Origin of the sequence: Mycobacteroides sp. PCS013 (assembly GCF_049532645.1) — a bacterium.
GTDB classification, from domain to species: domain Bacteria; phylum Actinomycetota; class Actinomycetes; order Mycobacteriales; family Mycobacteriaceae; genus Mycobacterium; species Mycobacterium gwanakae.
Genome location: NZ_CP150131.1, coordinates 988,025 through 1,012,653, shown reverse-complemented (window position 1 = coordinate 1,012,653; position 24,629 = coordinate 988,025). Strand labels below are relative to the sequence as shown.

Here is a 24,629-nt window from a genome sequence, read left to right as displayed (position 1 = left end):
TCCTCCGATGCTGGTGATCTTCGATCTCGACGGCACCTTGACTGACTCTGCACCGGGGATCGTCTCCAGTTTCCGTCACGCGCTCAGCCATGTCGGCGCCCCCGAACCCACCGGCGATATCGCATCGCGGGTGGTGGGACCGCCCATGCACATCACCCTCGGTTCGATGGGCCTCGGCGACCGTGCGGACGACGCGATTGCGGCCTACCGCGCCGACTACGGCGAACGTGGATGGGCCGTCAATGCGATGTTCGACGGCATCCGCGACGTGCTGACCGGGCTGCACGAGGCTGGGGTGCCCATGGTGGTGGCTACATCCAAGTCCGAGCCCATCGCGGCGCGCATCCTCGAGCATTTCGGGCTTGCCGAGTTTTTCCAGGTGATCGCGGGCGCAAGCCCGGACGGCGTGCGGTCCAGCAAGGCCGATGTGATCGCGCACGCGCTGTCCCAGCTGGATGAGGTTCCAGCGACCGGCGTGGTGATGGTCGGTGACCGGGTGCACGATGTGGAGGGCGCCGCCGCCCACGGTATCGGCACCGTCATCGTCGACTGGGGTTATGGAGCAACGGATTTCGACGGCGATCCCGGTGAACTTGCCGAATGGATCATCGGGCGCGTCGGCACCCCGCAGGAATTGCGCGAGGAGCTTCATGTCTGAGCTGCACGTCACCTTCGTGTGCACCGGCAACATCTGCCGCTCCCCCATCGCCGAAAAGATGCTGGCGCACCAGCTGGCCGAACGCGGTCTGGGCGATCGGGTCCGCGTCAGCAGTGCCGGTACCGGAGACTGGCATGCCGGTCAGCCCGCCGACGAACGCGCCACCAGCGTGCTGGCCGAATACGGCTATCCGACGGATCACCGCGCGGCCCAGGTAGACGACGATCATTTGAGTGCCGATCTCATCATCGCCCTGGCACGCAACCACTCCCGGATGCTGCTGCATCTGGGAGCCGACCCCGAGCGCGTGCGGCTGCTGCGGTCCTTCGATCCGCGGGCCAGCCGGGCGGCCATGGATGTCGAGGACCCGTATTACGGCGGCCGCGACGATTTCGTGGATGTGCTGACGGTCATCGAGGCCGCGATGCCCGGCCTGCACGAGTGGGTCGACAAGACACTCGCGGAGCGAGAGAGCAGCTGATGCGACGGCTCGCGTTTCTGCTGCGCCCGGGATGGATCGCCCTGGCGCTGGTGGTCGTCGCCTTCGCATACCTGTGCTTCACGGTGTTGGCTCCCTGGCAGCTGGGCAAGAACACCAAGACTTCGCGGGAGAACAACCGCATCGCCAATTCGGTGAGCGCCGACCCGGTGCCACTGAAAGATGAGCTACGGCCTGACCATTCGATGCCCGAGGATTCCGAATGGCGCCGCGTGACGGCCACGGGCCACTATCTGCCGGATCGCCAGGTGCTGGCCCGGCTGCGGGTAATCGACGCCAAGCCGGCCTACGAAGCACTGACGGTGTTCCAGGTCGACGGTGGTCCCGCGATTCTGGTGGACCGCGGCTATGTGCGCCCCGAGCAGGGCACCAGCGCGCCGCCGGTACCCGCCGCGCCCACCGGGCAGGTGACGATCAACGCGCGGCTGCGGGAATCCGAACAGCAGTCGGAGAAGGCACCGTTCCTGGAAAACGGTGAATACCAGGTGTATTCGATTGTTCCCGGGCAGGTGGCGACACTGCTGAAGACTCCGCTTGCCGGGCCATATCTACAGCTCTCCGAGGATCAGCCGGGCGGCTTGGGGGCCATCCCGCTGCCACAGCTGGACGCCGGACCGTTCCTGTCGTACGGCATCCAGTGGATCGCATTCGGGATACTGGCACCAATCGGGTTGGGGTACTTCGTGTTCTCCGAAATCAGGCAGCGTCGCGCCGCGGCCGCCGCTGTGAAAGCGGTGAAACCCGGGGTACCGAAGACTGCCGAGGAGCGGTTGGCCGACCGTTACGGACGGCGCTGACGCAGCGCGGCGAGCACCGCGATAGCGGCCGTCACGTGCTGCACGGCGCGCGAAAGCCGAGCTGCCTCATACACATCCCCGACCCTGGGCGCGGCGCCACGGCCCAAGGTGGGACGGACCTCTTCGCCGTACGGATACCGAATCGGGCCACCCAGATACACACCGAGGGCACCGGCGAATGCCGCTTCGGCCACGCCGGCGTTGGGACTGGGGTGGTGATGCCCGTCGCGCAGGCAGACGCGCAGCGACGCGACGGCTGAGCCCCCGAGAAAGGGGGCCGCGATAGCCGTGGCCAGCGCGGTGACCCTGGCCGGGAGCAAATTGAGCACATCATCCAACCGTGCTGCCGCCCAGCCGAATCGCAGGTATCGGGCCGATTTGTGGCCGATCATCGCGTCCAGGGTGTTGGCTGCGCGGTAGGCCAGCACACCGGGCACTCCGGCGAGCGCCGCCCATATCAGTGGGCCGGTGTGGGCGTCGGAGGTGTTCTCGGCCAGGGATTCCACCGTGGCGCGGGCGATGCCGTTGACGTCGAGCAGGCTCGGGTCCCGGCCGCACAGGGAGGGCAGCAGCGCGCGTGCGTCGTCGATGTCGTTGTCATACAGGTGGTCCGACATCCGGGCACCCACTGCGACCAGTGAGGTTCCGCCGAGCGTGGCCCAGGTCGCGGCGGCGGTCACGACGACGGTGGCCGTCGCGGAGCGGCGTGCCGCGCGTTCGGCGGCCCACCCGGTGACGGTGACAGCGGTCAGCAGCGCGATGGTGTGGGCCGCGCCGGCGAGCTTGGTGTCCCGGTAGGTGTACGACTCCAGCGCCGCGGCGGCTTGCCCGAAACCGGCGACCGGATGAAACCGTTGTGGGTCGCCAAAGCGCAGGTCCAGGGCGTAACCGAGGGCTATGCCCGCGGCGCGAAATCCTCGGCGCGACACGCAAACACCCTATAGAATTTGCTGTGCAATGAAGCACTCACCTGCCAGGCTTGTGGACCTGGTGAATCCCGCGTCGCTGCTGTTGCCTGCCTCCAACGTGATCATGCAGCTCGCACATCCTGGTGTCGGATACGGAGTGCTGGAGAGCCCCGTGGACAGCGGCAACGTCTACAAGCATCCGTTCAAACGGGCCCGGACCACCGGGATGTTTCTGGCGGTCGCGACGATGGGCAGCCAGCACGACCGCGCGGTGATGAAGCGCGGTGTCGACGCGGTGCACCGGCAGGTGCGTTCGACGTCTACCAGCCCGGTGAAATACAACGCCTTCGATCCTGATCTGCAGCTGTGGGTGGCCGCGTGTCTGTATCAGTACTACGTGCAGGCCTATGAGTCACTGCACGGTCCTCTCGATGACGAGACGGCCGACGAGATCTATCGCGACGGCGCACGAATCGGCACGGCCTTGCAGGTGCAGCCCGAGCAGTGGCCGCCGGATCGGGATGCGTTCAACGACTACTGGAAACGTTCCCTCGACGGGCTGCGCATCGATGCGCCGGTTCGCGAGCATCTGTTGGGTGTCGCGTCGTTCAAGATGCTGCCCTGGCCGCTGCGGACCGCCGGACGGTTCAATCTCTTTGCCACCAAAGGGTTTCTGCCGCCGCAGTTCCGGGACCTGTTGCAGGTTCCGTGGTCGGGTCGCGACCAGCGGCGCTTCGACGCGCTGTTGAGCGCGCTGCGGATCGCCGATCGCATGCTGCCCGCGCGGTTGTGGACCTTGTCCTACTCCGTGCTCATCTGGGACATGCGCTTGCGCGAGCGGATCGGTAGGCCGGTCGTCTAGGCTCGCAGACGTGCAGATTCTCACCGCGTGGCGTCGTTTGGACGAGGGTCAACGACGCAGCGTCATCGGAATGAGCGTTGCGGTGGGCGCACTGCACGTCCTGGGCTGGGGCATGCTGCTCTTCCTCGTAGCGCCCGCTCATTTCACGGTGCAGGGCAGCGTGTTCGGGGTTGGGCTGGGAGTCACGGCATACACGCTGGGCATGCGGCATGCCTTTGACGCCGACCACATCGCGGCCATCGACAACACCACCCGCAAGCTGGTGGCCGATGGCAGGCGCCCTATGTCGGTGGGTTTCTGGTTCTCGCTAGGGCATTCGTCCATCGTGTTCATCATGGTCGGGCTGCTGGCCCTCGGCGTTAAGACGTTGGCGGCCAATGTTTCCGATGAAAACTCGTCACTGCAGCAGTGGACGGGCGTGTTCGGGACGGCGGTGTCTGGGACGTTCCTATTGCTGATCGGGTTGCTCAACCTGGTGTCACTGATCGGGATCTACCGGATTGCCAAGCGGATGCGCGGCGGCGAGGTCGACGAGGCGGCGCTGGAACGTGAGCTGTCTAATCGCGGTGGGCTGAACCGGCTTTTCGGGCCATTGATGGCGGCGATCCGCAAGCCCTGGCAGATGTATCCGGTGGGCCTGTTGTTCGGGTTGGGGTTCGACACGGTGACCGAGGTGTCACTGCTGGTGATCGCCGGTGGGGCGGCAGTAACCGGGCTGCCCTGGTACGCGATCTTGGTGCTGCCCATTCTGTTCAGTGCCGGGATGTCACTGTTCGATTCGCTCGATGGGTCGTTGATGAACTTCGCTTACGACTGGGCGTTCCAGGAGCCTGCACGCAAGATCTACTACAACTTGGTGATCACCGGGTTGTCGGTGGCGGTGGCCGTGCTGATCGGGTCGCAGGAGATCATTTCGATTCTCACCGAGAAGCTGGACATCACGACGGGTCCGCTGGCTGCGGTAGGCGGGCTGGATCTGGCCGCGATGGGTTACGTGATCGTGGCGTTGTTCATCGTGACGTGGGCGTTGGCGGCGCTGGGCTGGCGATACACCGGAGTTCGCAGACGCTGGGGTGGATAGTCGGGTTGTCGTGCCCGTCGAAATTCGATGGAACCGATCCGGAACGATCGACGTCCTATACACATACGATGAACCTGACCTGGCCAAATCCGGCCATGACCTGAGGGGGCTCGATGTCTATCGACCAGCTGATCGAGAACGCGAAGAACGGCAGCCTCGTCTTGCATTTAGAAGATGGGGCTATCGACAACATCCTGGCCGCCTGCGTCGCCTACAAGCAAGCGTTAAAGGATCTGACGCAAGATGCTGAGATCCTGAGCACGTACCCACTTGGGTTCTCTGAAGGGCACCTCGGGTCAGGCGCCGCACTCGCTAAAGCCTTTCAACTAAAGGCCTCTGGTGACGGTTCGAGTGCAACTAAAGCCTTCCAGTCACATATCGATCAGGTCGACGAGATGATGGACCTGTTCACTGCGCTACGCCGCGGATACAAGGCAACTGATGCCAGCAACGCCAATAGTTTTGGATCACACGGCGGATAATCAGGTATAGACACGTGTCTCGGCTCGCGATCCTCGCATCGCTGATTCTCATCCTCGCTGGTTGCGCGGACCCAGTTCCTGGAGCACCCGTCACTTCACCGGTTTCAACCAATACAGCCGGACGCATTCGCATCACCGTCGATCCCTGCGCGATTGTTCCTGCAAGTGTTATCGAGAGGCAACAGCTCAACAAAGGGGCACCCCGATCTGACAGCCAAACCAATGGCGACATAGAAAATGTCTTCTGCAAGTACCGCTCTCAGAACGAGTACTACCTCACCGTCTCTGCATCGAACTACACGCTTGAGATGCTTAAGAAAACTGCAAATCACTGGGATCAAAGCGAGTTCGAACTCAATGGACGCCGCGTCCTTAGCGCCTACACGTCGCCGCAACCGGAGAAACACGCATGCTCGATGGACGTAGCCGCGTCGACCGGCGTGTATGGCGTCGTGTTGGGGACGATTCACGACGACTTCAGTCCCTACCCGGACTGCCTTACCGCCGCACGCGCGAACCTGGAGGCCTTCCTCCCCTACTTCCCGTTATAAGAATCTTCGAAAAGATGGAACCGGATCGCCACAGGCGACGTCTGTACCAAAAGAGCTAGTTGCACGCCACGACATGAAGGAGCGGCCATGACTGGAGAAGAAGATGGCTGGACCAGGGGTAATCGCGAACGCGACGTGGTCTATGCAAGACAGCGCCAGCATGGGGCCAACATCGATGGCGGAACCGAGTCGGTCAGTGTCCCGGCTGAGGAATTCGGCGGTTGGTCGCATGCTGCAATCAAGGCGGCGTCCGATGACTTCAAACCTGGAGACGCTCTAGCGGTTTCTGCAGACTGGGAAAAGCTGGCCACCGGCTTCAGCAAGGCGTTGGACGACTTCAAGCACACTTTTGATACGGCCGTAGGCGCGCAGTGGACCGGCCAGGGCGCGGAAGCCGCCAAACAAGGCGTCTCCGACTACAAGACTCATGCCGAAAAGGTGAGCGACGGACTGTCACTCATGGCCACCAAGCCCGCTGAGGTCGAAACGGCGATGACGCAGATCAAAAGCCTCGTGCCCGATGTCGTCCAGGTGCAAGAGCTCAAAGGCAATACACGGGCCGACTACGAGCAGCACTACGCCCAGCAAGCGCTGGCCGCGCAGAAGCAAGACGAGGCCCGCATGATCATGCGGAACGTCTGGTCCCCCGTGTCGCAGCAGGCCGCTTCCGGTCTCCCCGCTCTTCCTCCCGCTCCACAGTTCGCAGATGCCGCAGCCATGCCGGTCAACGCCGCGTCATCGCTATCCGGCTTGGGTTCCGGCAAGGACATCAAGCCCGACCAGATCAAACCCATCGATGAAGCCGCGGTACGCGCGGCTGCAGCCGCGGCTCTGGCAGACCCCGCTCAAGCATCTGCCTCGGGTGGCTCCGGCGCCGCGGGTGCTGCCGCAGCCGCCGCAGGTGCGGCAGGTGGTGGTTCCGGAGCTGGTGCTGGCGGCCCCGCGGCCGCCGCATCCGCTGCCGCCGGAGCGGGCGCCGGGACTCGACCATCCTCAGGTGGAAGCACCACCGCAACCGGTCCGAACACAGGATCAGTGCCGGGCACCTATGGCATCGGCCGGTGGGGCAAACCGACCACCAACAAGGACGAAAACAAGGACAAGGACCAGAACGCCGATCTGACTCCCCTCGCTGCCGGGCCGATCATCGCCGGTTCCTACACCGCGGGTGCCGGCATGGGACTTTCGGCCGCCCCGGCAGTGTCACCAATGTCGGGCATGGGCATCGCTCAGCCGCCGACCATGATGACGCCCGGCGCGGCAGGCCAGCATCACCAGGAGGACGAGGACCAGCACTTCACCCCGGAGTTCCTGGTTAGTCTCGACAACGGCAATGAGCTGATCGGACCGCTGCCCAAGGTGTCTCCCGCCGTCATCGGCGTGTGGAACGAAGAGCATGTCGAATACCAGAATCCTCACGCCTCGCCCTACGATCCGAAGCCCTACGACGGCGAGGACTAGCACCACGCGACGATGACCAAGAACATCGTCATCTGCTTCGACGGCACGGGCAACCAAATCCGTGCCGCGGGGAACACGAATGTCGTCCGTGGCTACGACATGGTGATTCATGATCTGACCGACCGGCAGATCTCGTATTACGACCCCGGAGTTGGCACCGACCCCGCCATCGGCACCTACGCCCCGATAGGCCAATTCGCCGCTCGCATGCTGGGTATCGCATTCGGGGTTGGCTTGCGGGCCAAGCTGGCCCAGGCTTACACGTATCTGATCGAACGGTGGCAACCCGGAGACCGCATCTTCATCTTCGGATTCAGCCGCGGCGCATTTTGCGCGAGAGGCCTTGCCGGGCTTCTCAACTCGGTGGGCATGCTGCGGCCCGGCTCGCAAAACCTCGTGCCTTACGCGGTGAGCCTGTATGCACAGTCGTGTGAAAGCTGGTCAGCGGAACGCTGGGATCAGCTGCACTCGTTCTCACGCACCGTAGCCCGACGCGAGGACGGAAAGCTTGCCATTCCCATCACCTACCTAGGGCTCTGGGACACGGTCAGCGCGCCCGGCATCTTCAAGCGCAGTATGCAATGGCCTTATGCACCAAGTGTTCCCAATGCACTGGCTGGTCGACATGCGGTGGCGATCGACGAAAAACGCCGACCGTACCGCGAGTACCTCATCAAGCACCTCGGCGATCAACGACTCGTCGACGAAGCGTGGTTCAGCGGCATACATTCCGATGTGGGCGGCGACTACGCCGACGACGATAGGCTTTCCGACATCGCTCTCAAATGGGTCATCGACGGTGCCGCCGAACACGGCTTGCTGCTCAATACTGAAAAATACCAACGATATTGCTCGGTTGAACCCACCTACGCCATGGGCGAGATTCATCGAGTCAACTGGCTCTGGGCACTGTTGATATTCCGTCGCCGCCGTATCCCCGATGGCGCATGGATTCACGCCAGCGTTGCCGACCGTATGGCAGAAGATGACACTTACCGGCCATCGTTACCGGAGCGCACCGCCATCATCGATGCCCAATGGGCCTCTCCGCCAACCGATATCAGGATGTAGCGGGCGGACTGACCTGTAGCCCTGCGAGAATGGTTTCACGTGCGCTGTCAAAATCGCCCACGGTGTCATCCAGCGCCTGCACCGACACCCCGATCGTAAAAATCTTGCGGTCGTTCTTCACTGCCACAACCGTGGTGGTAACCCTGTGAACAGGGATCTTTCCCAGACCCATGTTGTAGGTCAACGTCTTCGATGGATACCCGCAGATGGTGCCCGTCGCTTCGACAAGATCGGTAATGCCGAACATCTCCAGCCCCTGCTGCTCGGCGGCAAAGGCTGCCTCCTCCGTCGACACCTTGCCGGTCAGATCGGCCATCGCCACCGTGGCGTTCGGAACAAACCCTTTGGCCTGAAGATTCGGGGCTGACAAGTAGACCCGCACCACGCCACTCTCGAACCGCTTGACCCGCTCCCACCCAGCGGGCTGCGGAACCTCAACACGTGGCTCAGAGTCGTTGTCCAACGGCACTTCCAGAAGCGGCACCGACACCGAGCTGCACTTGGGGTTGGTAAGCCGCTTGCCCTCTTCACCGGGAGTGGCTATCGCTTCACCGTCGACGATCGCCGTGCATCCCGAAGCCAGCATCGTCGCCGCGCACATAGCAGCCAGCATCCACCGAGGTGCCTGAATCATTGGTTCAGCCTAAGGCAGAGATTGACTACAAACGGCCAACTCGAGCCGCGGGATATGTGTGCACTCACACCGGCACAGACCTGGTGCCAGCTAAGGATGTTTGGGCTCATGGAGGTGGGCCTAGTAACAGCGTCTCTGTCCGTCGCGTGGTGGCGAAATACTCATCCCCCACTCTCCTGGTATCTCAGACGCAGACTCTGGCGGCAGCGGGGATTTCGACTAGGACCGAACACCTAGAGTGGCCAATTTCTCGTACGCCTCCTACGCGTGGCCCGTTGGTTCGCGAGCTGCGCAGTTATCCGTTGCCGAGATGTCCTTAGCAGCCCACACCCACGCAGCGGCGTGTGCTAAGGCTGGGTTTCAGTGCAGATGGTGTAGAGGCGTACGGGGTGGGCGAATCCGCCTTGGGTGCAGTCGTGGGTGTGGTTGACGTTGCGGAAGACTCGTACCGGTTTTTCTTTGTTGGGTATAGCGGGGTCGTCGCATGCGACGTTGATGATTTTCCCGGGGCTGATTGCTAGGCAGCGGCTGGTTTGCCAGGCGTAGTCCAGACATGCAGTCCATTGCCCATCAGGGCCATTGTGGTAATAGCTTTGGTCAGCATCGCGGACGCATTCACGAGGGTGGCTGACTTGCTGGATGATTTTGACATTGCTGCGCTCGGAGTCGCAGGGCACAACCGACAGCGTTGAGTGCGCCGTGGTGCCGCCGAGTTGCGCGCAGGCACCTACCGGAGCAGCGGTGTCCGCTGTGGAAACCTTTTGTGCGGGGTCTGGGTACTGGCGCGGCAGGGTTGTGAAGTCAGGTAGTGCCTGAGGAACCTTATCGAGGTCTTTCCACGCTTGTTCCCAGGCTGCCGCTATTTCTTTGTCGGTGAACTGGCGTACTAGCCATCCTTGGCTGATGGCTAGATAGTCGGCTCCGACCGCGACTGCGGCCACTATCGTGACTACGCCGGCAGCCAGGGCGCGGCGCCCGGTGTGCGAGGTACGTGTGGCGAGCAGCCAGGCCGCCGCCACCGCTAGCGCGGCGACCAGGAACCACCAAATGCCTTGCCCGGCACGGCGCCACCAGATCATGTCGGCGACAGCGAGGGCTGCCACAATTATGAGGGCTGCACTCGCAACTAATGTCCAGCGGCGAATCGGTGGGCGGCTCATCTGCCGATGGTGGCTTCCGGATTGGACTGGGCCCGTAGCCTCGTCGTCATCGAGCTGTTGGCTCCGCTGCGTTTCGTCAGTGTCGTTGTTTATAGAGTCAGTCACGTTCTGGGCCTTACTGGGTGCCGCTGGCAGGAGGATCGCCCTGTTCGGACACGTAACGGTCCAGGGCCTTCTGCCATAGCCGACAGCCCACTGACCCTCCCAGCCTCGCTACGACGCGGGTACCGATTTCGAAGCTGTTCGTCCATTGGTTGTTGGGGTCCGGGTTGTAGTCGTTGTCGTGGATGACGATGTCGTGGTTTTGCGCCACATCGGTGTTCCCTGCCCACTGTGTGATTCCGAAACCGCGCGCTTTGTCCTCGACGATCTTGACGGCGGCTGGCCACACGTCCTCAGGGATGGGGCCGCTAAACAGTGCGGACCGGGTGTTGCGCGTGACCGCCAGTACCGAGTCGCCCGACCAAATTGCCTCCGAATCCATGTTTTGGAGGCAGCTAAGCCAATGGAGCCCGTCATCGTGCCATTTCCAGGTTAGACCGGGCACCAAAGCAGCTATTTGATCGGCCATCTCGGCGATAGCGGCTTCGGCAGCGGCGTAACCCTCTTCCGAGGAGCCTTTCGGAGCGAGCTTGGCGACTTCTTCTTGAAGGCGCTCCGCGCTCATTGGCCCTTTGCCCGAATCACCACTACCGCAACCGCTCATGGCCACGACTGCAGCCAACAGTGCCGCAGCCCCGGCACTCCAACGTGGACGTCTGGACGTGGCATACACAGATCCTCCTGCGTGGACGTTATCGCGATACTCTCGCACTTGGAACCTCACTTCATTTCCTTGGTGATGATTCCTGGTTCAGCCGGTATCGCCAGCCCCGGCTGGTTGATGAGCACGGTAGCCAAGTTGTATCCCGACATACGCAGCAAATTGTTGGAGCCTTTACGCGGATATTCCGAATGCCCGTAGGCACGCTCGCGGAACTGATTATCCAGCGGGCTGCAGCCTCCCTGATCAGCGAGCAGCTGCTTGAAATTCCCCTTATAGGGGCTGGACCACAATGGGTTGATACCGCCGATCAGATCATTCTCGGCCAGCATCGCGAACACCCGATCAGGACTCATCCCCAGCCCGCCGGGCGTGCCCGCAGCCAGGCCCGGCGAGCCATAGAGCACCGCGTAGTCGACGTACTCCGACGCACCGTTCTTGAGCGCATAAGAACTCAGCAGCGAACCGTACGAATGACCAAACAAGGCAACTGTCTGGTTCGGATTAGTCGCCTGCATCATGGACAAGAACAGCTTCAGGTTCTGGGCGCCCTTGGCGGCCTTACTCGGGGTAGCGGCCCCCAGATCGATACCGGGCGCGTCGTAGCCGATCCACGCAATCGACGCTACCGTCTCACCGCCGTGACCGGACAACTGCAGTTGCTTGCCGCCTTCCACTGCGAGGTTGTAAGCCTCGGGAACCATGCTCGACAGCGATGAGGATGTCCAGCTGGTGATGCCGGGCACAGTCACCGAGACGTGATCGGCCACCGCCGGATTGCCCACTGAAATTGCGGCCAGAATCCGCTCGCTGGTGTCCCACATCCCGCGGCCGGTCGTCGGGGTGCCCGGGCCGTTGAAATCCACCAAGTAAGTATTCGGCGACTGATCAAGGGCGGCTTTGATCGCGTCTATTTCTTTAAGTCGATCGTTGATGTTGGACAACTCACCGCGGTTGCCGATGTTGCGCCGCAAGAAGCTGTCATTAATCTCGTCTCTGCGGTTCTCCAGCCATTTCTTCTGCTCGGCCAACTGCGGGCGCAAGGCGGCATCGGCATCGTTAGGGCCTGATGCAATCGCTGAGGCGGCCTGGCCATCTGGCACGTTGACGGGCTGTCCCTTGCACTTCTGGGATTCCTCGTCCTTGGACTGCTTCTGGTTGTTGCGTGTATTCGAGCAGTTACAGCCGTCTTCACCGGGCCCTTCCCGGCCCGGCACCAGTTGCCCGCCAACATAAGAGCCACCGCTGGCTCCGGTGTTCCACACCGTCTCTGCGATTTGGTAGTGCTGTGCAACTTCATCGCACTGCTGGCGCCGCTGCTCAGAATCCTGGTTGTCCCGGTCCTGCTGGTCCTGCTGCTGATCAGACTGCTGATTCTGCTGCTGATCGGCTTGCTGTTGTTGAGGCTGCTGTTGCGAACCTTGTTGTGGTGTGTTCTGTTGTGGGGCTTGATAGTCCGGGTTCGCCTGGCCGGGCCCTTGGGTGTACGGGGTAGCGGTTTGGTAATTGGGGGGCTGGGTGCCATGTTGGGGCTGTTGCGCGTCCTGTTGGGTCTGCTGGCCTTGCTGCCCTGCTTGTTGTCCAGCTTGCGGGGCACCCGTGTTGTAGATGCTGATCCCATTGTTTTGGTCTAACGGCGCCCGATTGCCACCCTGGTAGTCCGGCATGGAGCTGGGCACGCCTGGGGGCTGAAATTGCGATCCGCCGCCGTCAGTCATGCCGCCGGTGGGCCCCGTAGGACCTGTGGGGTCCGCGGTGGCCCCCGGCACCAGGTTGATGACTCCGATCCCTGTCGGCTCGTCGGTGATGTGCCAGCCCGCCATAGCCACAGCGGTCACCGCGACAGCAGCCAAGCTGCGCCGGATCCCCTCGGGTACAGACGTTTTCCGCGCCTTCATCGGCGTCATCAGCAGTTGCCTTTTCTCTTCTAAGTCAGGCTCGGCCTGCGATCGTTGTCCCCCGACCGGTCAACTGCAGTAACGGTTGTTGTTCGACGGCAAGAATCTGGTGTTGGTACCTGGCCCGGCGGGTTGACATACCCAGCCGCCTAGCAAGTTCTCCTTAGACCAGGCCGCATGACCGTTGGCCACATTCAGGCATGCCTCGTAGTCGGGCCCGGTCTGTCCAAACGTGGCGGTGCACTGCGCCGACATGTTGGCGAACGCCTGGTTCTTGCACACATCTACCGACATCTGGGCCGGCGTGACATCCAGGCACATGGCCTGCCGCTGGCACGAAGTCCAGAAGTCCGCGGTGCGTCCGTCCTCGGATCGGAACTCGTTGGGCCCGGACAGGCAGCGATCGGCATGCCGCTGGGCATATAGGACCGGATCAACACTGGCGGGCCGGTAGGCACCGCCAGGATCAACCACGTAATCGCCTGGCGCACCAATGATTTGCGCGGCCTTCTTCGCCTCTGGCGGGCCACCACCCTCAGGCAGCCCCTCCCAGTCAGTGGCCAGCTGACCGCTGGCCGGGATCGACGACGCCCGGTAGGACAGCGTGATCGTGATCGGGAAGGCGAAGATGTCCGCGGGTCCAAGATCCAGCGCCAAGTTGGACTGCTGATACATGTAGTCGCCGTGGATCACCGGGTTCACTTGCACCGGATTGCCCTTGGCATCGCGTGCCACCGGCACCGACAACGTCGCAATAGTCGTGGCCGGCAGTCCCGGCGCAGCGTCGGACTCGACCAACACCACATTGCTGCCCTGGCGCACGTGGGTGCCCTCAGGAACCCGCAGGCCGAACGTGAAGTTCTCCGGCGTGAAAATGGTGCGCCGGATGATGTTCACGTCGGCACCGCCCCCGGCGAACGGGGAAATCCGGTAGTCGGTGTCACGCGAGGTGAATGTCGCTGCGCCACCATCTCCCCACTGCGCCGGCGTGAGCTCACGCTCCTGCGGCAAGTGCAGTACGACATCCTTACCGGCGATCGCCGTCGGCAGGTGGGTGCCATCAGTCGGCGATGGCGAGATCGTGACGTTGGAGCGTTCGCGTCCCGCCGCCAACGGGCGACCGGTTCCCGACCCGAGGCCCAACGGCGTGTTCGTCTTCACCTGAGCCCCACCAATCGGGGATATCCGCGGCAGATCATCAGGCTGGGCCACCGGATACGGAATCGGCTTCGGGGGCGGCGGCTGGATGGGATCCGCCAAAGTCTTTGGAGCAGAACCCATCACGATTGCAGAAGCGAAAGCCAGCGCAGCCATCAGCGCGGCGCCACGGGTACGGATGGTCATCACAGATCCTTGGGCTCGCCGTAGATGGTCTGGGTGTCGTTGCCGTTCTCGGTGCGGATCCGGAACGTCGCGAAGGACTGGATCTTCACCTGGCCACCGCAACCATCGGCTTCGACGTTCTGGTTACGCACCTGCGAGACCGCCCGCATGTTCCGGAAATTGATCCGGTCCATCGGCAGCTGAGCCAAGCCACCCGGCTTGAGCAGCACACGCATGTAGCCGCCGATGTGCTCCTGGGCGCCCAACGAACCACCGCCGGACACACCGCCGAAGCCGCCACCACCGCCACCGCTCTGGCTGCCCTGTCCGTAACCACCGCCATAGCCCTGGCCAAAGACCTGCTGCGAGAGCGTCAAACCGAGGTCCCCGCCCAGCTCCACGCCCGACGAGGAGTCGGTGCGGCAACCCACGAAGTACCCGGTCTCCAACTGCGCATCTTGAATGACCGCAGACCCCGAGCCCGTGATGGTGGCCTCGGCCCGATAGGACACGCGCGCCTGCCAAGAGTTGCTCGCACCCGCGATGTTGTCGATGTGATCGATGACCTCGTTGGTCAGCGTCAGGCCAACTGTCCAGCCGTCGTCGGTCACGAACTGCTGGTACTGGTCCGGCATCCCCTGCGGATCCGCGGCGGCGTCAGAAACGCCCACCATAAGCCCCATCGCAGCAGCGACAGACGCTGCGATGGAAGTGAAACAGCTTCGACGTGCCAAATTTGGCAACTTCATGAAACCGAACCCCTCCGTGTCCCGTCCTAACCCGATCGGGTCGAACCCCCGTGCGCTTGCCCTTCAATGGGCAATGCCACTCAGTGCTTCTTACTGCGAAAACACATCACATGGCAATGGTGGAGAATCTAAGGCCGAGACCCTCTCTTGTCAACACCGAGACTGTTTCGTCACAGTTTGCGCCTTCAAGATCGCGAATTATGACGAGGTCACCGGCAATAGGGGCAAAAGGGTGTCAGCATCACTATCGAAAGCGTTTCCGGAGCGACTGCAGCGAACACCCAATGCGCGGCTCGGCCAGCCACCAGAGGATTCGGTCATTCAGCCAGCCTGGATCTGCGGAAATGTCACGAGAGGCGAGCGTCGCCGCGACTCAAACATGAACAGCAGTCCATGCCGCAGGTTGCTGGAAGGCAACATCAAGGCGTTTGCCTGCTAACCGGCACCGATGAGGCCGCGGAGCCTCTCATGCCCCGCCGCCGACAAGCCCAGCCGCATGCGCGGCGAGTTACCGCAATCTATCGAACGTGTGTTCTAATGGCTCTCACTGCCCGCCCACTGCGCGCGAACCTTCAGAAGGAGCTCATTGTGACGATGACCGTAGATACTCCAGCAGTAGACGTATTGGACACGGAGCCAAGCACTCCCGAGGTTGTGGTGAGCCCTGTTGCGCCGACCGCTGAAGCGCCCACCGAGGAAAAGCCGCAGAAGGCGACCCCTAAGAAGGCCACGGGCAAGAGAACCAAGACTCTCGAACTGACTCTCACCGTCACTGGCACCGCCGACGGCGAATGGCACGCCGAACTCAAACAGGGCAGCACCTACCTGGCCCGCAACCTCGCTGTCGCGGCGGCCGCCGTCTCCCGCGCCGCCAAGGAACTGCACGAGGATCTCTCCACCCCTATCGACGCGGTAATCGAGGAAGCGCGATCGCAGCAGGCCGCCAAGGTCGCCGCTCTGGAAGCCGAACTCGAGGCCGCGCGCAAGGCTCTCGCCGACTTGGACTGAGCCTCGTGTGGGATGGGAAAGTAGCCAGATGAGAAGACCACTGACCCTGGCCACTGTCGCGCTGGCGCTGACGTTGCCCGGCGCGACCGGCCTTGTGTCCGCGTGCGGACATTCGGACGTTTCCGCATCCGACGGGCGCGATAGTGGCCGCCAAGAGGCCAACCGTCAGCTTGTCCTCAACTTCTACGACCGGTTCTTCAACAAGCACGAGGTGCAGCAGGCCGCCGAGGTAGTGACCGACGACTACCGGCAGCACAACCCCAATGTGCCGGATGGCAAGACGCCGTTCGTGTCCTACTTCGCGGGATTCTTCGCCGAGCATCCTCGGGCCGCAGCCAAGGTGGTGCGCAGCGCAGTCGACGGCGACTTGGTCTATCTGCACGTGCATTCCACCAATGACCCACAGGACCGCGGACAAGCGGTGGTCGACATCTTCCGCGTTTACGGGGGCCAGATCGTCGAGCACTGGGACGTGATTCAGGACGTTCCGGCGGAGTCGGCCAACGGCAACACAATGTTCTGACGACGCCGGCCTTTAGCGACCCCTCGGCGCTCCTATCGACCTTTCGATACCTCAGCAAAGCTCTCAATGCAGTCCCGCTAGAGTGAGTGGCGGTCGGGCAAAGGCGCATCGAGAGGTCACATGCCGTTCATCAAGCGTTGCTACCCGGCGTCCGTGGATAGAGTGTGGTCCGTTTTCGTCGGCCTCGAGAATCCTGGCCCCGACGAGCCCGGTCTTTGGTCGTTCGACGCAGCCGACTACGAGCCCGTCATCGGCAAAAAATTCAACCTCAAGTGTCTGCCGATCTTGGGCACACGCTTTAATGGCAACTTCGACTGCGAAGTCATTAGCATTGAGCCACAAAGATTTTGGGCCACCACGCTAGAAGCGGAAGCCTCGCGAGGGCCTTCCGCGCAGTGGGTGCAACAGGTGGAGTTCACCGATCACTATGGCGGCACGCTTCTGAACTGGAACCTGTCTGGAGTGCAGACCGCCGATCCCCACGAACGTTTCCTGCATCGCTTCTACAGCGGATCGGCAAGCCAGGCTCTGACAGATCTGGGGAACTACCTCGAAAGAACGCGACCACAACTGTGGCAGACAGCGAGATAGACCCGCACTTCTTGGTGGGCGCGGACGGTTTCGAACCCTACACATATCACAAATCCATTCGCATCTACCTGGTCTTATGCAGATTCTCGAATGCTTTGTATCCGATCGTCCACCACCGTGCGACATGGGAAAACACTGCGGCGTGTTGAAATTTTCAACAGCGCACCGGACGGACCCACGATACCGATTGCGCGGACCGTCGATTCATTCCACCGGCTGGATGGAACCGCCGGCGTGAGATGTTCGAGCTACCTGCGATCAAGAGGCTTGTCGAACATGACTGTGATCATGAGGCCGAGCACCAGCGCCGCCAGAGTTGCGCCGACCCATGGCCACCAGCCAAAAACTGGAGTCCATGGAACCCGAGTATCAGCGCGGCGAAACGGCCAACGTCAGCACTGTGAAACCGATGATGCTGGCGCGGAAGTTGAACGTGCTCATGCGGAAACCGCAATACATCAGACACACGCGCTAAGTATCTAGTCACACACCTCCCCACCAGTGGGTCTTACTGCGCAAGGGGCGGTCGAAACTGGAATCGCCATGCACAATTTAAGGTAGCTGCATATTGGAGGTGGGAAGCTGCCGCAACCAACGGCCGCTGACACACAGGCCATAGAGGCTACCTTCTTACAGGTCGCCGATACATCAATCGCAAACTTGAATGATTGTTTTCTAGATTCGCTTCCATCCCAGCTAGAACTCCTCTATGTTGTTCCCTATGACTCTGGGGGACGTTGATGATGGCAACCAAGAACAGACGAACTGGAATCAAGGATTGCAACCTCCTGGTGGATTGGGCGGAGAACCTCGGCAGATACCTCTAACGCTGCGCAGGTCGCTGGCTCTGGTAGCTACAGTGGCTGTGGTCGCAGGTGTTGCGAAGGTAGTGGACGACAACACCGCGCCTGGTAGCGGCTTCTCGACTATGGCAACTGTGGGAGCGGATCCCACAGGCCCAACGGGTGGCCCGGGCGGGCCCGGCGGAATGGATGGCAGCCAGTTCCAACCGCCCGGACTGCCGCCACAGATGCCCGATTACCAGGGCGGAATCAACCAGCCGCCCCTGGATCAGAACTCGGGTATCTCCATCTACAACAACGGGGCTCAGGGAGCTCCGCAACAGGGTCCCGGTCAGCAAGGCGCGCAACAGCCGCAACAAAGCTGGGATCAGCCAGCTCATGGCACCCAGATCCCCGATTACAGCACTGCCCCCGGCTACACCCAAGGACCCGGTCGCCCTAATCCCGATGCCCAAGGGCCGCAACAAGGTCAGCAGGGACAGCAGAACGCGCCGTCGCAGGAGCCTCACCAGGCTCCGACACAACAGACTCAGCAGGCCACACCGACACAGCAGTCAACGCCCACGCAGACTCCCACCACGACAGCGCCGACGACCACGGTAACCACAACACCGACAACAACAACGCCAACCACGACCACGACCACCCCAACGACAACAACAACAACAACCACCACACCCACTACGACTACGACTACGACTACGACTACGACTACGACTACCCCAACGACAACCACCACGACGCCAACTACAACCACCACGCCGACAACGACTACGCCGCAACGAAATTCAAATTCGGAAAGATCCGCCGATGTCGCGGAGAAGTACCGCGGACGCACTGCAGAGGATCTGATAAAAAGCGGCTTGATGCCCAAGACGCCACTAGATCTGTCCTGCGCGAACTTCGTGACGACGGTGCTCAACGAGAATGGAATGACAAACATCGGCAACGGTGAACTGGCGAAGGTCAACGTGGACGCATTATCTTCAACGCTGCAGAGCCAGGGGTGGACTAAGACCAGCCTTGCCAACGCCAAACCTGGTGATGTGTGGATAAACCCCGGGACACACACTGAGATGGTACTTAGTAATGGAAATAAAGTGACGCTGATTGGATCCAATAATGATCTGCCGAACGGAAATCAAATAGTCGGTACAGACATGGGTTCGGCGTACATTCCTGGATCTTTCATCCTCACACCACCCGCATAGAAAGCCGGTAGACTTCAACGATGTTCAGGCTAAGAGAAAGAACATACATGCGAATCGCATCATTCTCACGCTATTTTTTTATTACTGCATGCTCCCTTGTGTTCAGTCTGTCTACCGCAGCGTGCGCCCCTGCTGAGCCGAACCCGACCGCCGACCGCGACCATGTCGTGGCTACCGTGCTACCTAAACTTGAATCCGAGCTGGGAAAACCCGTAAAGCTTGACGTGAAAACGCTAAACATCGCAGATGGCTGGGCGATGATCGATGGCAAAATATTAGATATGAACGGCCAACTCGTAGACTATTCGGGGACGAAATATGCTCGCGAAATCGCTGGGCCAAAATCCAAGAGATACGACGGCCTGCTTAAGCAAACCGACGGTAAATGGTCAATCGTGGAAAGCGCTATTGGTCCGACGGACGTGCGTTGGGCGGGCTGGAAAGTTAAATATCCCGAAGCTCCCGCTCAAATTTTCGACATTCCGATGGAATAGACAACTCGATGCGTGAGAAGCGCCCCCGGCTCCTTTTAGGAACCGGGGGCGTTCGTCGACCACGGCGGACCAGGACCGTGGGCAGTGCGGGCGCGGGGTCTTGGGGCTCGTAGACCTCGTCGACCAATTCAGGTGGAAGCGTCGGTGTGGGGGTGCCGGGCAGGCGGCGCAGCGCCCACGCCATCCACTCGCGGATATGTCGCATGGCGCTGCGAAATTTGGTTTGGAGAGTGTCGCGCTCGTCAGTCGACGGATCCATAGCGCCCAACTGATCGCGATGAGCGTTGCCGCCATGAGTGCCGTAACCATGGGCACCCGCCCGAGAGATCCCGCTGGATTGAACTCTGGGCACAGGCTTCAACCGGTCCCACTACGGTGCACCGGTACGCCGCCCTTGCGCTCACTGCTGCGAATCGATGCCATTCCAACATGGCAATGGTGAATGGTGCGGTGAAAAGTATTAGAGGGCTACTTCCATACCGGCTGACCCGCGTTGTTTGGTGGGCGCGGAGGGTTTCGAACCCCCGACCGCTGGTGTGTAAAACCAGAGCTCTACCACTGAGCTACACGCCCGGTCCACGTCGTCACCAACGTGGGAATCAGCTCACGAATGTAGCGCGGCCAGCGCTTCTACCCAACCCGCCTGGTCACGGGCTTGCCCGGGGTCCAGCATTTCGGCGAATCGGATGATTCCGTCGGCATCCACCACGAAAGTCCCGCGGTTCGGATATCCGGCCTTCTCGTTGAGCACCCCGTACGCCTCGGCAACGGCCCCGTGCGGCCAGAAGTCGGACAGGATCGGGAAGGTGAAGCCGCTGTAACTCGACCAGATCTTGTGGATCGGCCCGGCACTCACCGACAGCCCGATGATCTGCACGTCGTCGTTCTCGAAGTCTCCGATGTGGTCGCGCACATGGTCCAGCTCGCCCTGGCAGACCCCGGTGAACGCCAGCGGGAAGAACACCAGCAGCACGGCCTTCTTACCGCGAAAATCGCTCAGGCTGACGGGCTGGTTGTTCTGGTTCCGCAGGGTGAAATCGGGTGCGACGGTCCCGACAGGCAGCATCAGCGCCGCCCGCCGCGCGACGACTTCGGCTGCACCAGACGCGTCGCGCTCCAGTCCCCCAGATTGACCGAGGAGGTCTGTACCAGGCCCGCCGGCGGTGCCGACTCGGCAATTTCCGAAGGCTGCACATGGCCCGGCTTGCCGGTCTTGGGCGTCAACACCCAGATCACGCCGTCCTCAGCCAGTGGCGTGATGGCGTCCATCAACGCGTCGACAAGGTCGCCGTCGTCATCGCGCCACCACAACAGGACCACATCGATGACATCGTCGGAGCTCTCGTCCAGAAGCTCCGAACCGCATGCGTCCTCGATGTCAGCCCGGATGTCGTCATCCGTGTCCTCATCCCAGCCCAGCTCCTGCACAAGCTGATCTCGCTGGATGCCCAGCTTGTGGGCATAGTTCGAGGCGTCAGCCGCCGCGACCACCGTTCGGCCCCTCCTTATTCACGGGTGCGTGCTTGCGCACTTGGGATGAATGCTCACATCGTCGCATGCCAGTGGCAATCCTCGTCAGGCACTATCGGCCTTTTGTCTGCAGAAGCGGTTCGCAGATCTTCCCGGCACGCTCCCGCGCGTCGTTGAAACTACGGACCACAGAGTTGAGAGTGCCACTGCTGAGCCGATTATCGAACGCCCCGGCCAGTTTTCGGGACTGATCGACATACTGCGTCAGCGCATCGCGCAGTTCGTCGGTCTGCGCCTTCGCCTTGACGGAGTCGATCTGTCCGGCGCTGGTGTTGAGCGCATTGATGACCGGGCCCACCTTGGCCTCCGCGCTCGACCCGTAGCCGCCCTCGTCGTTCATGACGGAGATGAGCTCATTACCCGCCGAAACGGCGGCATTCGACGTCATCGCGAACGTCTCACAGGCATCAGCCTGGGCCTGCGCCCGCGATGTCTCCTGACGCTTGGATTCCTCGGACCGCGACGTCTCGATGGACTGCGATACGTACGTGCGGTACTCCGACACCGATTCGCTGGGCGCCGACGCCTGCCCTCCCGTAGTCACGGTGCAGCCCGCCACCACCCCTGCACAGATGGCCGCCAGCGCGATCAACAGCGCCGCCATACGCATGTCACGACGGTACCTGCTGGAGCCGCTCTGGACCTGGTGACTGGACCAGACTCGCTAGTAGCAAGTGACTTGCGGCACGATGGGAGTACCGATCTGATTGTGACTGAGATCTGCACCCCCACCCCTAAGGAGCAGAAAAGTTGACCACGGAGTTCGCTCGCCAGGACCTGGCCGGAAATTCAAGCGTCTCAAACCAATCCGAGCGCGTTCGGGTGATCCGCGAAGGTGTGGCGTCGTACCTGCCCGATATCGACCCGGACGAGACGACCGAGTGGCTGGAGTCGTTTGACGGTCTGCTGGCCCGCTCGGGTCCCGCCCGGGCGCGGTACCTGATGCTGCGGCTGCTGGAGCGGGCGAATGCCGGTCGGGTGGCCATCCCGGCGTTGACGTCCACCGACTACGTGAACACCATCGCCACCGAGAATGAGCCGTGGTTCCCCGGCGACGAGGACACCGAGCGCCGCTTCCGTGCGTGGATCCGCTGGAACGCCGCGATCATGGTGCACCGCGCACAGCGGCCAGGGGTCGGTGTGGGCGGCCATATTTCGACCTACGCCTCCTCGGCGGCCCTCTACGAGGTCGGTTTCAACCACTTCTTCCGCGGCAACGCCCACCCGGGCGGCGGCGACCAGATCTTCATCCAGGGCCACGCCTCCCCCGGCATCTACGCCCGCGCCTTCCTGGAAGGCCGGTTGACCACCGATCAGCTCGACGGGTTCCGGCAGGAGAGGAGCCACCCCGGCGGCGGCCTGCCGTCTTACCCGCACCCGCGCCTCATGCCCGATTTCTGGCAATTCCCAACGGTTTCCATGGGCCTGGGCCCGATGAACGCGATCATGCAGGCACGGTTCAACCACTACCTGCGCGACCGCGGCATCAAGGACACCTCCGATCAGCGGGTGTGGGCCTTCCTCGGCGACGGTGAGATGGACGAGCCCGAATCGCGCGGCCTGGCGCATATCGCCGCGACGGAGGGTCTCGACAACCTGACGTTCGTCGTGAACTGCAACCTGCAGCGCCTGGACGGTCCGGTGCGCGGCAACGGCAAGATCATCCAGGAGCTGGAGTCCTTCTTCCGCGGCGCCGGCTGGAACGTCATCAAGGTTGTCTGGGGCCGCGAATGGGACGCCCTGCTGCACGCCGATCGTGACGGCGCGCTGGTGAATCTGATGAACACCACTGCCGACGGCGACTACCAGACCTACAAGGCCAACGACGGCGCCTACGTCCGCGAACACTTCTTCGGGCGCGATCCGCGCACCAAGGAGCTGGTGAAAGACCTTAGCGACGCCCAGGTTTGGAATCTCAAGCGCGGCGGTCACGACTATCGCAAGGTGTACGCCGCTTACCGGGCGGCCACCGAGCACAAGGGCCAGCCGACGGTCATCCTGGCCAAGACCATCAAGGGCTACACCCTGGGTAAGCACTTCGAGGGCCGCAACGCCACGCACCAGATGAAGAAGCTGACCCTCGATGACCTCAAGGATTTCCGCGACAAGCAGCGGATCCCGATTTCGGACGCGCAGCTCGAAGAGAACCCGTACCTGCCGCCGTACTACCACCCCGGCCCGGAGGCTCCGGAGATCCGCTACATGCTCGACCGGCGCCGCGCGCTGGGCGGATTCGTGCCGTCGCGGCGCACCAAGTCGCGTCCGCTCACCCTGCCGGGTTCGGAGGTCTACGCCTCGGTGAAGAAGGGCTCGGGCAAGCAGGAAGTCGCCACCACCATGGCACTGGTGCGTACCTTCAAGGAACTGTTGCGCGACAAGAACATTGGAAGCCGCATCGTCCCGATCATCCCCGACGAGGCACGCACGTTCGGCATGGACTCTTGGTTCCCGTCGCTGAAGATCTACAACCGCAACGGCCAGCTGTACACCGCGGTGGATGCCGATCTGATGCTGGCCTACAAGGAAAGCGCGCAGGGGCAGATCCTGCACGAGGGCATCAACGAGGCCGGTTCCACCGCCTCGTTCACCGCGGTGGGCACGTCGTACTCGACCCACGACGAGCCGATGATCCCGCTGTACATCTTCTATTCGATGTTCGGTTTCCAGCGCACCGGCGACGGCCTGTGGGCCGCGGCCGATCAGATGGCACGCGGGTTCGTCCTGGGCGCCACGGCGGGGCGCACCACGCTGACCGGCGAGGGGCTGCAGCACGCCGATGGTCACTCGCTGCTGCTGGCCAGCACCAATCCCGCTGTGGTGGCTTACGATCCGGCATTCGCCTACGAGATCGCCCATATCGTCGAGCACGGCCTGCAGCGGATGTACGGCGAGAACAGCGAGAACGTGTACTTCTACATCACGCTGTACAACGAGCCGTATGTGCAGCCGGCCGAGCCGGAGAACGTCGATGTCGAGGGCATCCTGCGCGGTATTTACAAGTTCCGCGTGGCGCCCGAGGCGCGCACACATCAGGCGCAGATCCTGGCCTCCGGGGTGTCGCTGCCCGACGCGTTGCGCGCGGCGGATCTGCTGGCCGAACAGTGGGACGTGGCGGCCGACGTGTGGTCGGTGACGTCCTGGGGTGAGCTCAATCGCGACGGCCTGGCCATCGATCACCAGGCGCTGCGTCACCCGGACCGTCCCAAGGTCGTCCCGTACGTGACGAAGGCGCTGGAGGGCGCCCAGGGTCCCAAGGTCGCGGTCTCGGACTGGATGCACGCGGTGCCCGAGCAGATCCGGCCCTGGGTGCCGGGAACGTACCGGACCCTCGGGGCCGATGGGTTCGGCATATCCGACACCCGCCCGGCCGCACGCCGGTACTTCAACACCGATGCCGAGTCTGTCGTCGTCGCGGTACTCGAGGCACTGGCCGACGAGGGTGCCGTTGACCGTGAGGTCGCCGTGCGGGCAGCCGCGCAGTACAAGATCGACGACGTGTCGGCCGCGGACGTCTCGTATAAGGACACCGGGAGCGCCTAACTTCCCCGAATTTGGCGGTTTCCCACTAGGAA

26 protein-coding genes, 1 tRNA gene and 1 pseudogene are annotated in these 24,629 nt (G+C 62.3%); 16 read left to right on the top strand and 12 right to left on the bottom strand.

From position 1 onward, the window contains the following. The first annotated feature begins 7 nt into the window (after positions 1 to 7). Genes RHO23_RS05020 through RHO23_RS05010 form a run of 3 tightly spaced genes read left to right on the top strand, consistent with a single transcriptional unit; the run spans position 8 to position 1,954 of the window. A complete protein-coding gene (locus tag RHO23_RS05020; RefSeq protein ID WP_081346246.1) occupies positions 8 to 658 on the top strand; it encodes an HAD-IA family hydrolase in 651 nt (216 codons plus the stop codon). Beyond that, positions 651 to 1,139, top strand: a complete 489-nt coding sequence (locus RHO23_RS05015; RefSeq protein ID WP_030095397.1) for a low molecular weight protein-tyrosine-phosphatase — start codon at positions 651 to 653, stop codon at positions 1,137 to 1,139. The genes RHO23_RS05020 and RHO23_RS05015 overlap by 8 nt, the downstream gene beginning before the upstream one ends. After that, on the top strand, positions 1,139 to 1,954 hold the full coding sequence (locus tag RHO23_RS05010) for an SURF1 family protein (protein ID WP_064408514.1): 816 nt from the start codon (positions 1,139 to 1,141) through the stop codon (positions 1,952 to 1,954). Before RHO23_RS05015 ends, RHO23_RS05010 begins: the two co-directional genes overlap by 1 nt. Here the strand turns inward: RHO23_RS05010 and RHO23_RS05005 are convergent. Next, a complete protein-coding gene (locus RHO23_RS05005) occupies positions 1,939 to 2,883 on the bottom strand; it encodes a cobalamin biosynthesis protein (RefSeq protein WP_064408513.1) in 945 nt (314 codons plus the stop codon). The genes RHO23_RS05010 and RHO23_RS05005 overlap by 16 nt on opposite strands. 28 nt (positions 2,884 to 2,911) lie before the next feature. On the opposite strand from RHO23_RS05005, the gene RHO23_RS05000 reads away from it, so the two are divergent. The 6 genes from RHO23_RS05000 (at position 2,912) to RHO23_RS04975 (ending at position 8,370) form a co-directional block, all read left to right on the top strand. Further along, positions 2,912 to 3,724, top strand: a complete 813-nt coding sequence (locus RHO23_RS05000) for an oxygenase MpaB family protein (RefSeq protein WP_064408512.1) — start codon at positions 2,912 to 2,914, stop codon at positions 3,722 to 3,724. A 37-nt stretch (positions 3,725 to 3,761) separates the two neighbouring features. Continuing rightward, positions 3,762 to 4,805, top strand: coding sequence for a HoxN/HupN/NixA family nickel/cobalt transporter (locus tag RHO23_RS04995; RefSeq protein ID WP_206193574.1), 1,044 nt, complete (start codon positions 3,762 to 3,764; stop codon positions 4,803 to 4,805). A gap of 113 nt (positions 4,806 to 4,918) precedes the next feature. Continuing rightward, positions 4,919 to 5,287 (top strand): hypothetical protein, encoded by a 369-nt coding sequence (locus RHO23_RS04990; RefSeq protein WP_070921731.1) that lies wholly within the window; start codon positions 4,919 to 4,921, stop codon positions 5,285 to 5,287. Between the two features lie 14 nt (positions 5,288 to 5,301). Then, on the top strand, positions 5,302 to 5,838 hold the full coding sequence (locus tag RHO23_RS04985; RefSeq protein ID WP_081347505.1) for a DUF3558 family protein: 537 nt from the start codon (positions 5,302 to 5,304) through the stop codon (positions 5,836 to 5,838). An 87-nt stretch (positions 5,839 to 5,925) separates the two neighbouring features. Further along, positions 5,926 to 7,299 carry a hypothetical protein gene (locus tag RHO23_RS04980; RefSeq protein ID WP_423488754.1) on the top strand — a complete coding sequence of 458 codons (1,374 nt, stop codon included), beginning with the start codon at positions 5,926 to 5,928 and terminating at the stop codon, positions 7,297 to 7,299. 12 nt (positions 7,300 to 7,311) lie between these two features. Next, on the top strand, positions 7,312 to 8,370 hold the full coding sequence (locus RHO23_RS04975; protein WP_423488753.1) for a DUF2235 domain-containing protein: 1,059 nt from the start codon (positions 7,312 to 7,314) through the stop codon (positions 8,368 to 8,370). Here RHO23_RS04975 and RHO23_RS04970 read toward each other — a convergent pair. The 6 genes from RHO23_RS04970 to RHO23_RS04945 form a co-directional block, all read right to left on the bottom strand. Further along, positions 8,360 to 8,956 (bottom strand): LpqN/LpqT family lipoprotein, encoded by a 597-nt coding sequence (locus RHO23_RS04970; protein WP_070917132.1) that lies wholly within the window; start codon positions 8,954 to 8,956, stop codon positions 8,360 to 8,362. The genes RHO23_RS04975 and RHO23_RS04970 overlap by 11 nt on opposite strands. A gap of 395 nt (positions 8,957 to 9,351) precedes the next feature. After that, entirely contained in the window at positions 9,352 to 10,164 is an 813-nt protein-coding gene (locus RHO23_RS04965) for an LppU/SCO3897 family protein (RefSeq protein ID WP_123771727.1), read from the bottom strand. A 115-nt stretch (positions 10,165 to 10,279) separates the two neighbouring features. After that, positions 10,280 to 10,831, bottom strand: a complete 552-nt coding sequence (locus RHO23_RS04960) for an LppA family lipoprotein (RefSeq protein ID WP_070916255.1) — start codon at positions 10,829 to 10,831, stop codon at positions 10,280 to 10,282. 155 nt (positions 10,832 to 10,986) lie between these two features. After that, positions 10,987 to 12,834 carry an alpha/beta hydrolase gene (locus RHO23_RS04955; RefSeq protein ID WP_123771726.1) on the bottom strand — a complete coding sequence of 616 codons (1,848 nt, stop codon included), beginning with the start codon at positions 12,832 to 12,834 and terminating at the stop codon, positions 10,987 to 10,989. A gap of 60 nt (positions 12,835 to 12,894) precedes the next feature. Continuing rightward, the gene (locus RHO23_RS04950; RefSeq protein ID WP_070942845.1) at positions 12,895 to 14,169 is read right to left on the bottom strand and encodes a hypothetical protein; all 1,275 of its coding nucleotides are present in this window, start codon (positions 14,167 to 14,169) and stop codon (positions 12,895 to 12,897) included. Further along, positions 14,169 to 14,897 (bottom strand): MspA family porin, encoded by a 729-nt coding sequence (locus tag RHO23_RS04945; RefSeq protein ID WP_046253336.1) that lies wholly within the window; start codon positions 14,895 to 14,897, stop codon positions 14,169 to 14,171. Before RHO23_RS04945 ends, RHO23_RS04950 begins: the two co-directional genes overlap by 1 nt. 588 nt (positions 14,898 to 15,485) lie before the next feature. Between RHO23_RS04945 and RHO23_RS04940 the strand changes: the two genes are divergently transcribed. The 4 genes and pseudogenes from RHO23_RS04940 to RHO23_RS04925 form a co-directional block, all read left to right on the top strand. After that, positions 15,486 to 15,905, top strand: a complete 420-nt coding sequence (locus tag RHO23_RS04940; RefSeq protein ID WP_078354289.1) for a DUF6319 family protein — start codon at positions 15,486 to 15,488, stop codon at positions 15,903 to 15,905. A gap of 28 nt (positions 15,906 to 15,933) precedes the next feature. Beyond that, on the top strand, positions 15,934 to 16,428 hold the full coding sequence (locus RHO23_RS04935; protein ID WP_423488752.1) for a nuclear transport factor 2 family protein: 495 nt from the start codon (positions 15,934 to 15,936) through the stop codon (positions 16,426 to 16,428). A 120-nt stretch (positions 16,429 to 16,548) separates the two neighbouring features. Further along, positions 16,549 to 17,019 (top strand): SRPBCC family protein, encoded by a 471-nt coding sequence (locus tag RHO23_RS04930; protein WP_070916259.1) that lies wholly within the window; start codon positions 16,549 to 16,551, stop codon positions 17,017 to 17,019. 817 nt (positions 17,020 to 17,836) lie between these two features. Further along, positions 17,837 to 18,355 (top strand): annotated as a pseudogene (locus tag RHO23_RS04925) (hypothetical protein); the annotation flags it as partial. Here RHO23_RS04925 and RHO23_RS04920 read toward each other — a convergent pair. Continuing rightward, the gene (locus tag RHO23_RS04920; RefSeq protein WP_423489296.1) at positions 18,352 to 18,744 is read right to left on the bottom strand and encodes a hypothetical protein; all 393 of its coding nucleotides are present in this window, start codon (positions 18,742 to 18,744) and stop codon (positions 18,352 to 18,354) included. The pseudogene RHO23_RS04925 and the gene RHO23_RS04920 overlap by 4 nt on opposite strands. Before the next feature lie 10 nt (positions 18,745 to 18,754). Here RHO23_RS04920 and RHO23_RS04915 point away from each other — a divergent pair, with 10 nt between their 5' ends. Continuing rightward, the gene (locus tag RHO23_RS04915) at positions 18,755 to 19,033 is read left to right on the top strand and encodes a hypothetical protein (RefSeq protein WP_157896191.1); all 279 of its coding nucleotides are present in this window, start codon (positions 18,755 to 18,757) and stop codon (positions 19,031 to 19,033) included. Between the two features lie 47 nt (positions 19,034 to 19,080). After that, positions 19,081 to 19,527 carry a hypothetical protein gene (locus RHO23_RS04910; RefSeq protein ID WP_423488751.1) on the top strand — a complete coding sequence of 149 codons (447 nt, stop codon included), beginning with the start codon at positions 19,081 to 19,083 and terminating at the stop codon, positions 19,525 to 19,527. A gap of 498 nt (positions 19,528 to 20,025) precedes the next feature. Here RHO23_RS04910 and RHO23_RS04905 read toward each other — a convergent pair. The 4 genes from RHO23_RS04905 to RHO23_RS04890 form a co-directional block, all read right to left on the bottom strand. Beyond that, positions 20,026 to 20,100, bottom strand: a tRNA-Val gene (locus tag RHO23_RS04905). Positions 20,101 to 20,131: 31 nt separating this feature from the next. Next, positions 20,132 to 20,593 carry a peroxiredoxin gene (locus RHO23_RS04900; protein ID WP_030095377.1) on the bottom strand — a complete coding sequence of 154 codons (462 nt, stop codon included), beginning with the start codon at positions 20,591 to 20,593 and terminating at the stop codon, positions 20,132 to 20,134. After that, complete coding sequence (locus RHO23_RS04895; protein WP_030095376.1) at positions 20,593 to 21,018, bottom strand: DUF3052 domain-containing protein; 426 nt, start codon at positions 21,016 to 21,018, stop codon at positions 20,593 to 20,595. Before RHO23_RS04895 ends, RHO23_RS04900 begins: the two co-directional genes overlap by 1 nt. A 91-nt stretch (positions 21,019 to 21,109) precedes the next feature. Beyond that, positions 21,110 to 21,667: a hypothetical protein gene (locus RHO23_RS04890; RefSeq protein WP_030095375.1), complete on the bottom strand. Its 558-nt coding sequence runs from the start codon at positions 21,665 to 21,667 to the stop codon at positions 21,110 to 21,112. Between the two features lie 140 nt (positions 21,668 to 21,807). Between RHO23_RS04890 and aceE the strand changes: the two genes are divergently transcribed. Then, on the top strand, positions 21,808 to 24,597 hold the full coding sequence (gene aceE, locus RHO23_RS04885; RefSeq protein WP_423488750.1) for a pyruvate dehydrogenase (acetyl-transferring), homodimeric type: 2,790 nt from the start codon (positions 21,808 to 21,810) through the stop codon (positions 24,595 to 24,597). Positions 24,598 to 24,629: the final 32 nt, after the last annotated feature.

Bases quoted from the DNA above. Each gene is read 5' to 3' on its own strand.
- RHO23_RS04990 (WP_070921731.1), top strand. From the start codon at position 4,919: ATGTCTATCGACCAGCTGATCGAGAACGCGAAGAACGGCAGCCTCGTC.
- RHO23_RS04950 (WP_070942845.1), bottom strand. From the start codon at position 14,169: ATGACCATCCGTACCCGTGGCGCCGCGCTGATGGCTGCGCTGGCTTTC.
- RHO23_RS04945 (WP_046253336.1), bottom strand. From the start codon at position 14,897: ATGAAGTTGCCAAATTTGGCACGTCGAAGCTGTTTCACTTCCATCGCA.
- RHO23_RS05015 (WP_030095397.1), top strand. From the start codon at position 651: ATGTCTGAGCTGCACGTCACCTTCGTGTGCACCGGCAACATCTGCCGC.
- RHO23_RS05000 (WP_064408512.1), top strand. From the start codon at position 2,912: ATGAAGCACTCACCTGCCAGGCTTGTGGACCTGGTGAATCCCGCGTCG.
- RHO23_RS04890 (WP_030095375.1), bottom strand. From the start codon at position 21,667: ATGCGTATGGCGGCGCTGTTGATCGCGCTGGCGGCCATCTGTGCAGGG.
- RHO23_RS04910 (WP_423488751.1), top strand. From the start codon at position 19,081: ATGCGAATCGCATCATTCTCACGCTATTTTTTTATTACTGCATGCTCC.
- RHO23_RS04900 (WP_030095377.1), bottom strand. From the start codon at position 20,593: ATGCTGCCTGTCGGGACCGTCGCACCCGATTTCACCCTGCGGAACCAG.
- RHO23_RS04955 (WP_123771726.1), bottom strand. From the start codon at position 12,834: ATGACGCCGATGAAGGCGCGGAAAACGTCTGTACCCGAGGGGATCCGG.
- RHO23_RS05020 (WP_081346246.1), top strand. From the start codon at position 8: ATGCTGGTGATCTTCGATCTCGACGGCACCTTGACTGACTCTGCACCG.
- RHO23_RS04930 (WP_070916259.1), top strand. From the start codon at position 16,549: ATGCCGTTCATCAAGCGTTGCTACCCGGCGTCCGTGGATAGAGTGTGG.
- RHO23_RS04960 (WP_070916255.1), bottom strand. From the start codon at position 10,831: ATGAGCGCGGAGCGCCTTCAAGAAGAAGTCGCCAAGCTCGCTCCGAAA.
- RHO23_RS04965 (WP_123771727.1), bottom strand. From the start codon at position 10,164: ATGAGCCGCCCACCGATTCGCCGCTGGACATTAGTTGCGAGTGCAGCC.
- RHO23_RS05010 (WP_064408514.1), top strand. From the start codon at position 1,139: ATGCGACGGCTCGCGTTTCTGCTGCGCCCGGGATGGATCGCCCTGGCG.
- RHO23_RS04970 (WP_070917132.1), bottom strand. From the start codon at position 8,956: ATGCTGGCTTCGGGATGCACGGCGATCGTCGACGGTGAAGCGATAGCC.
- RHO23_RS04975 (WP_423488753.1), top strand. From the start codon at position 7,312: ATGACCAAGAACATCGTCATCTGCTTCGACGGCACGGGCAACCAAATC.
- RHO23_RS04935 (WP_423488752.1), top strand. From the start codon at position 15,934: ATGAGAAGACCACTGACCCTGGCCACTGTCGCGCTGGCGCTGACGTTG.
- RHO23_RS04915 (WP_157896191.1), top strand. From the start codon at position 18,755: ATGACAAACATCGGCAACGGTGAACTGGCGAAGGTCAACGTGGACGCA.
- RHO23_RS04980 (WP_423488754.1), top strand. From the start codon at position 5,926: ATGACTGGAGAAGAAGATGGCTGGACCAGGGGTAATCGCGAACGCGAC.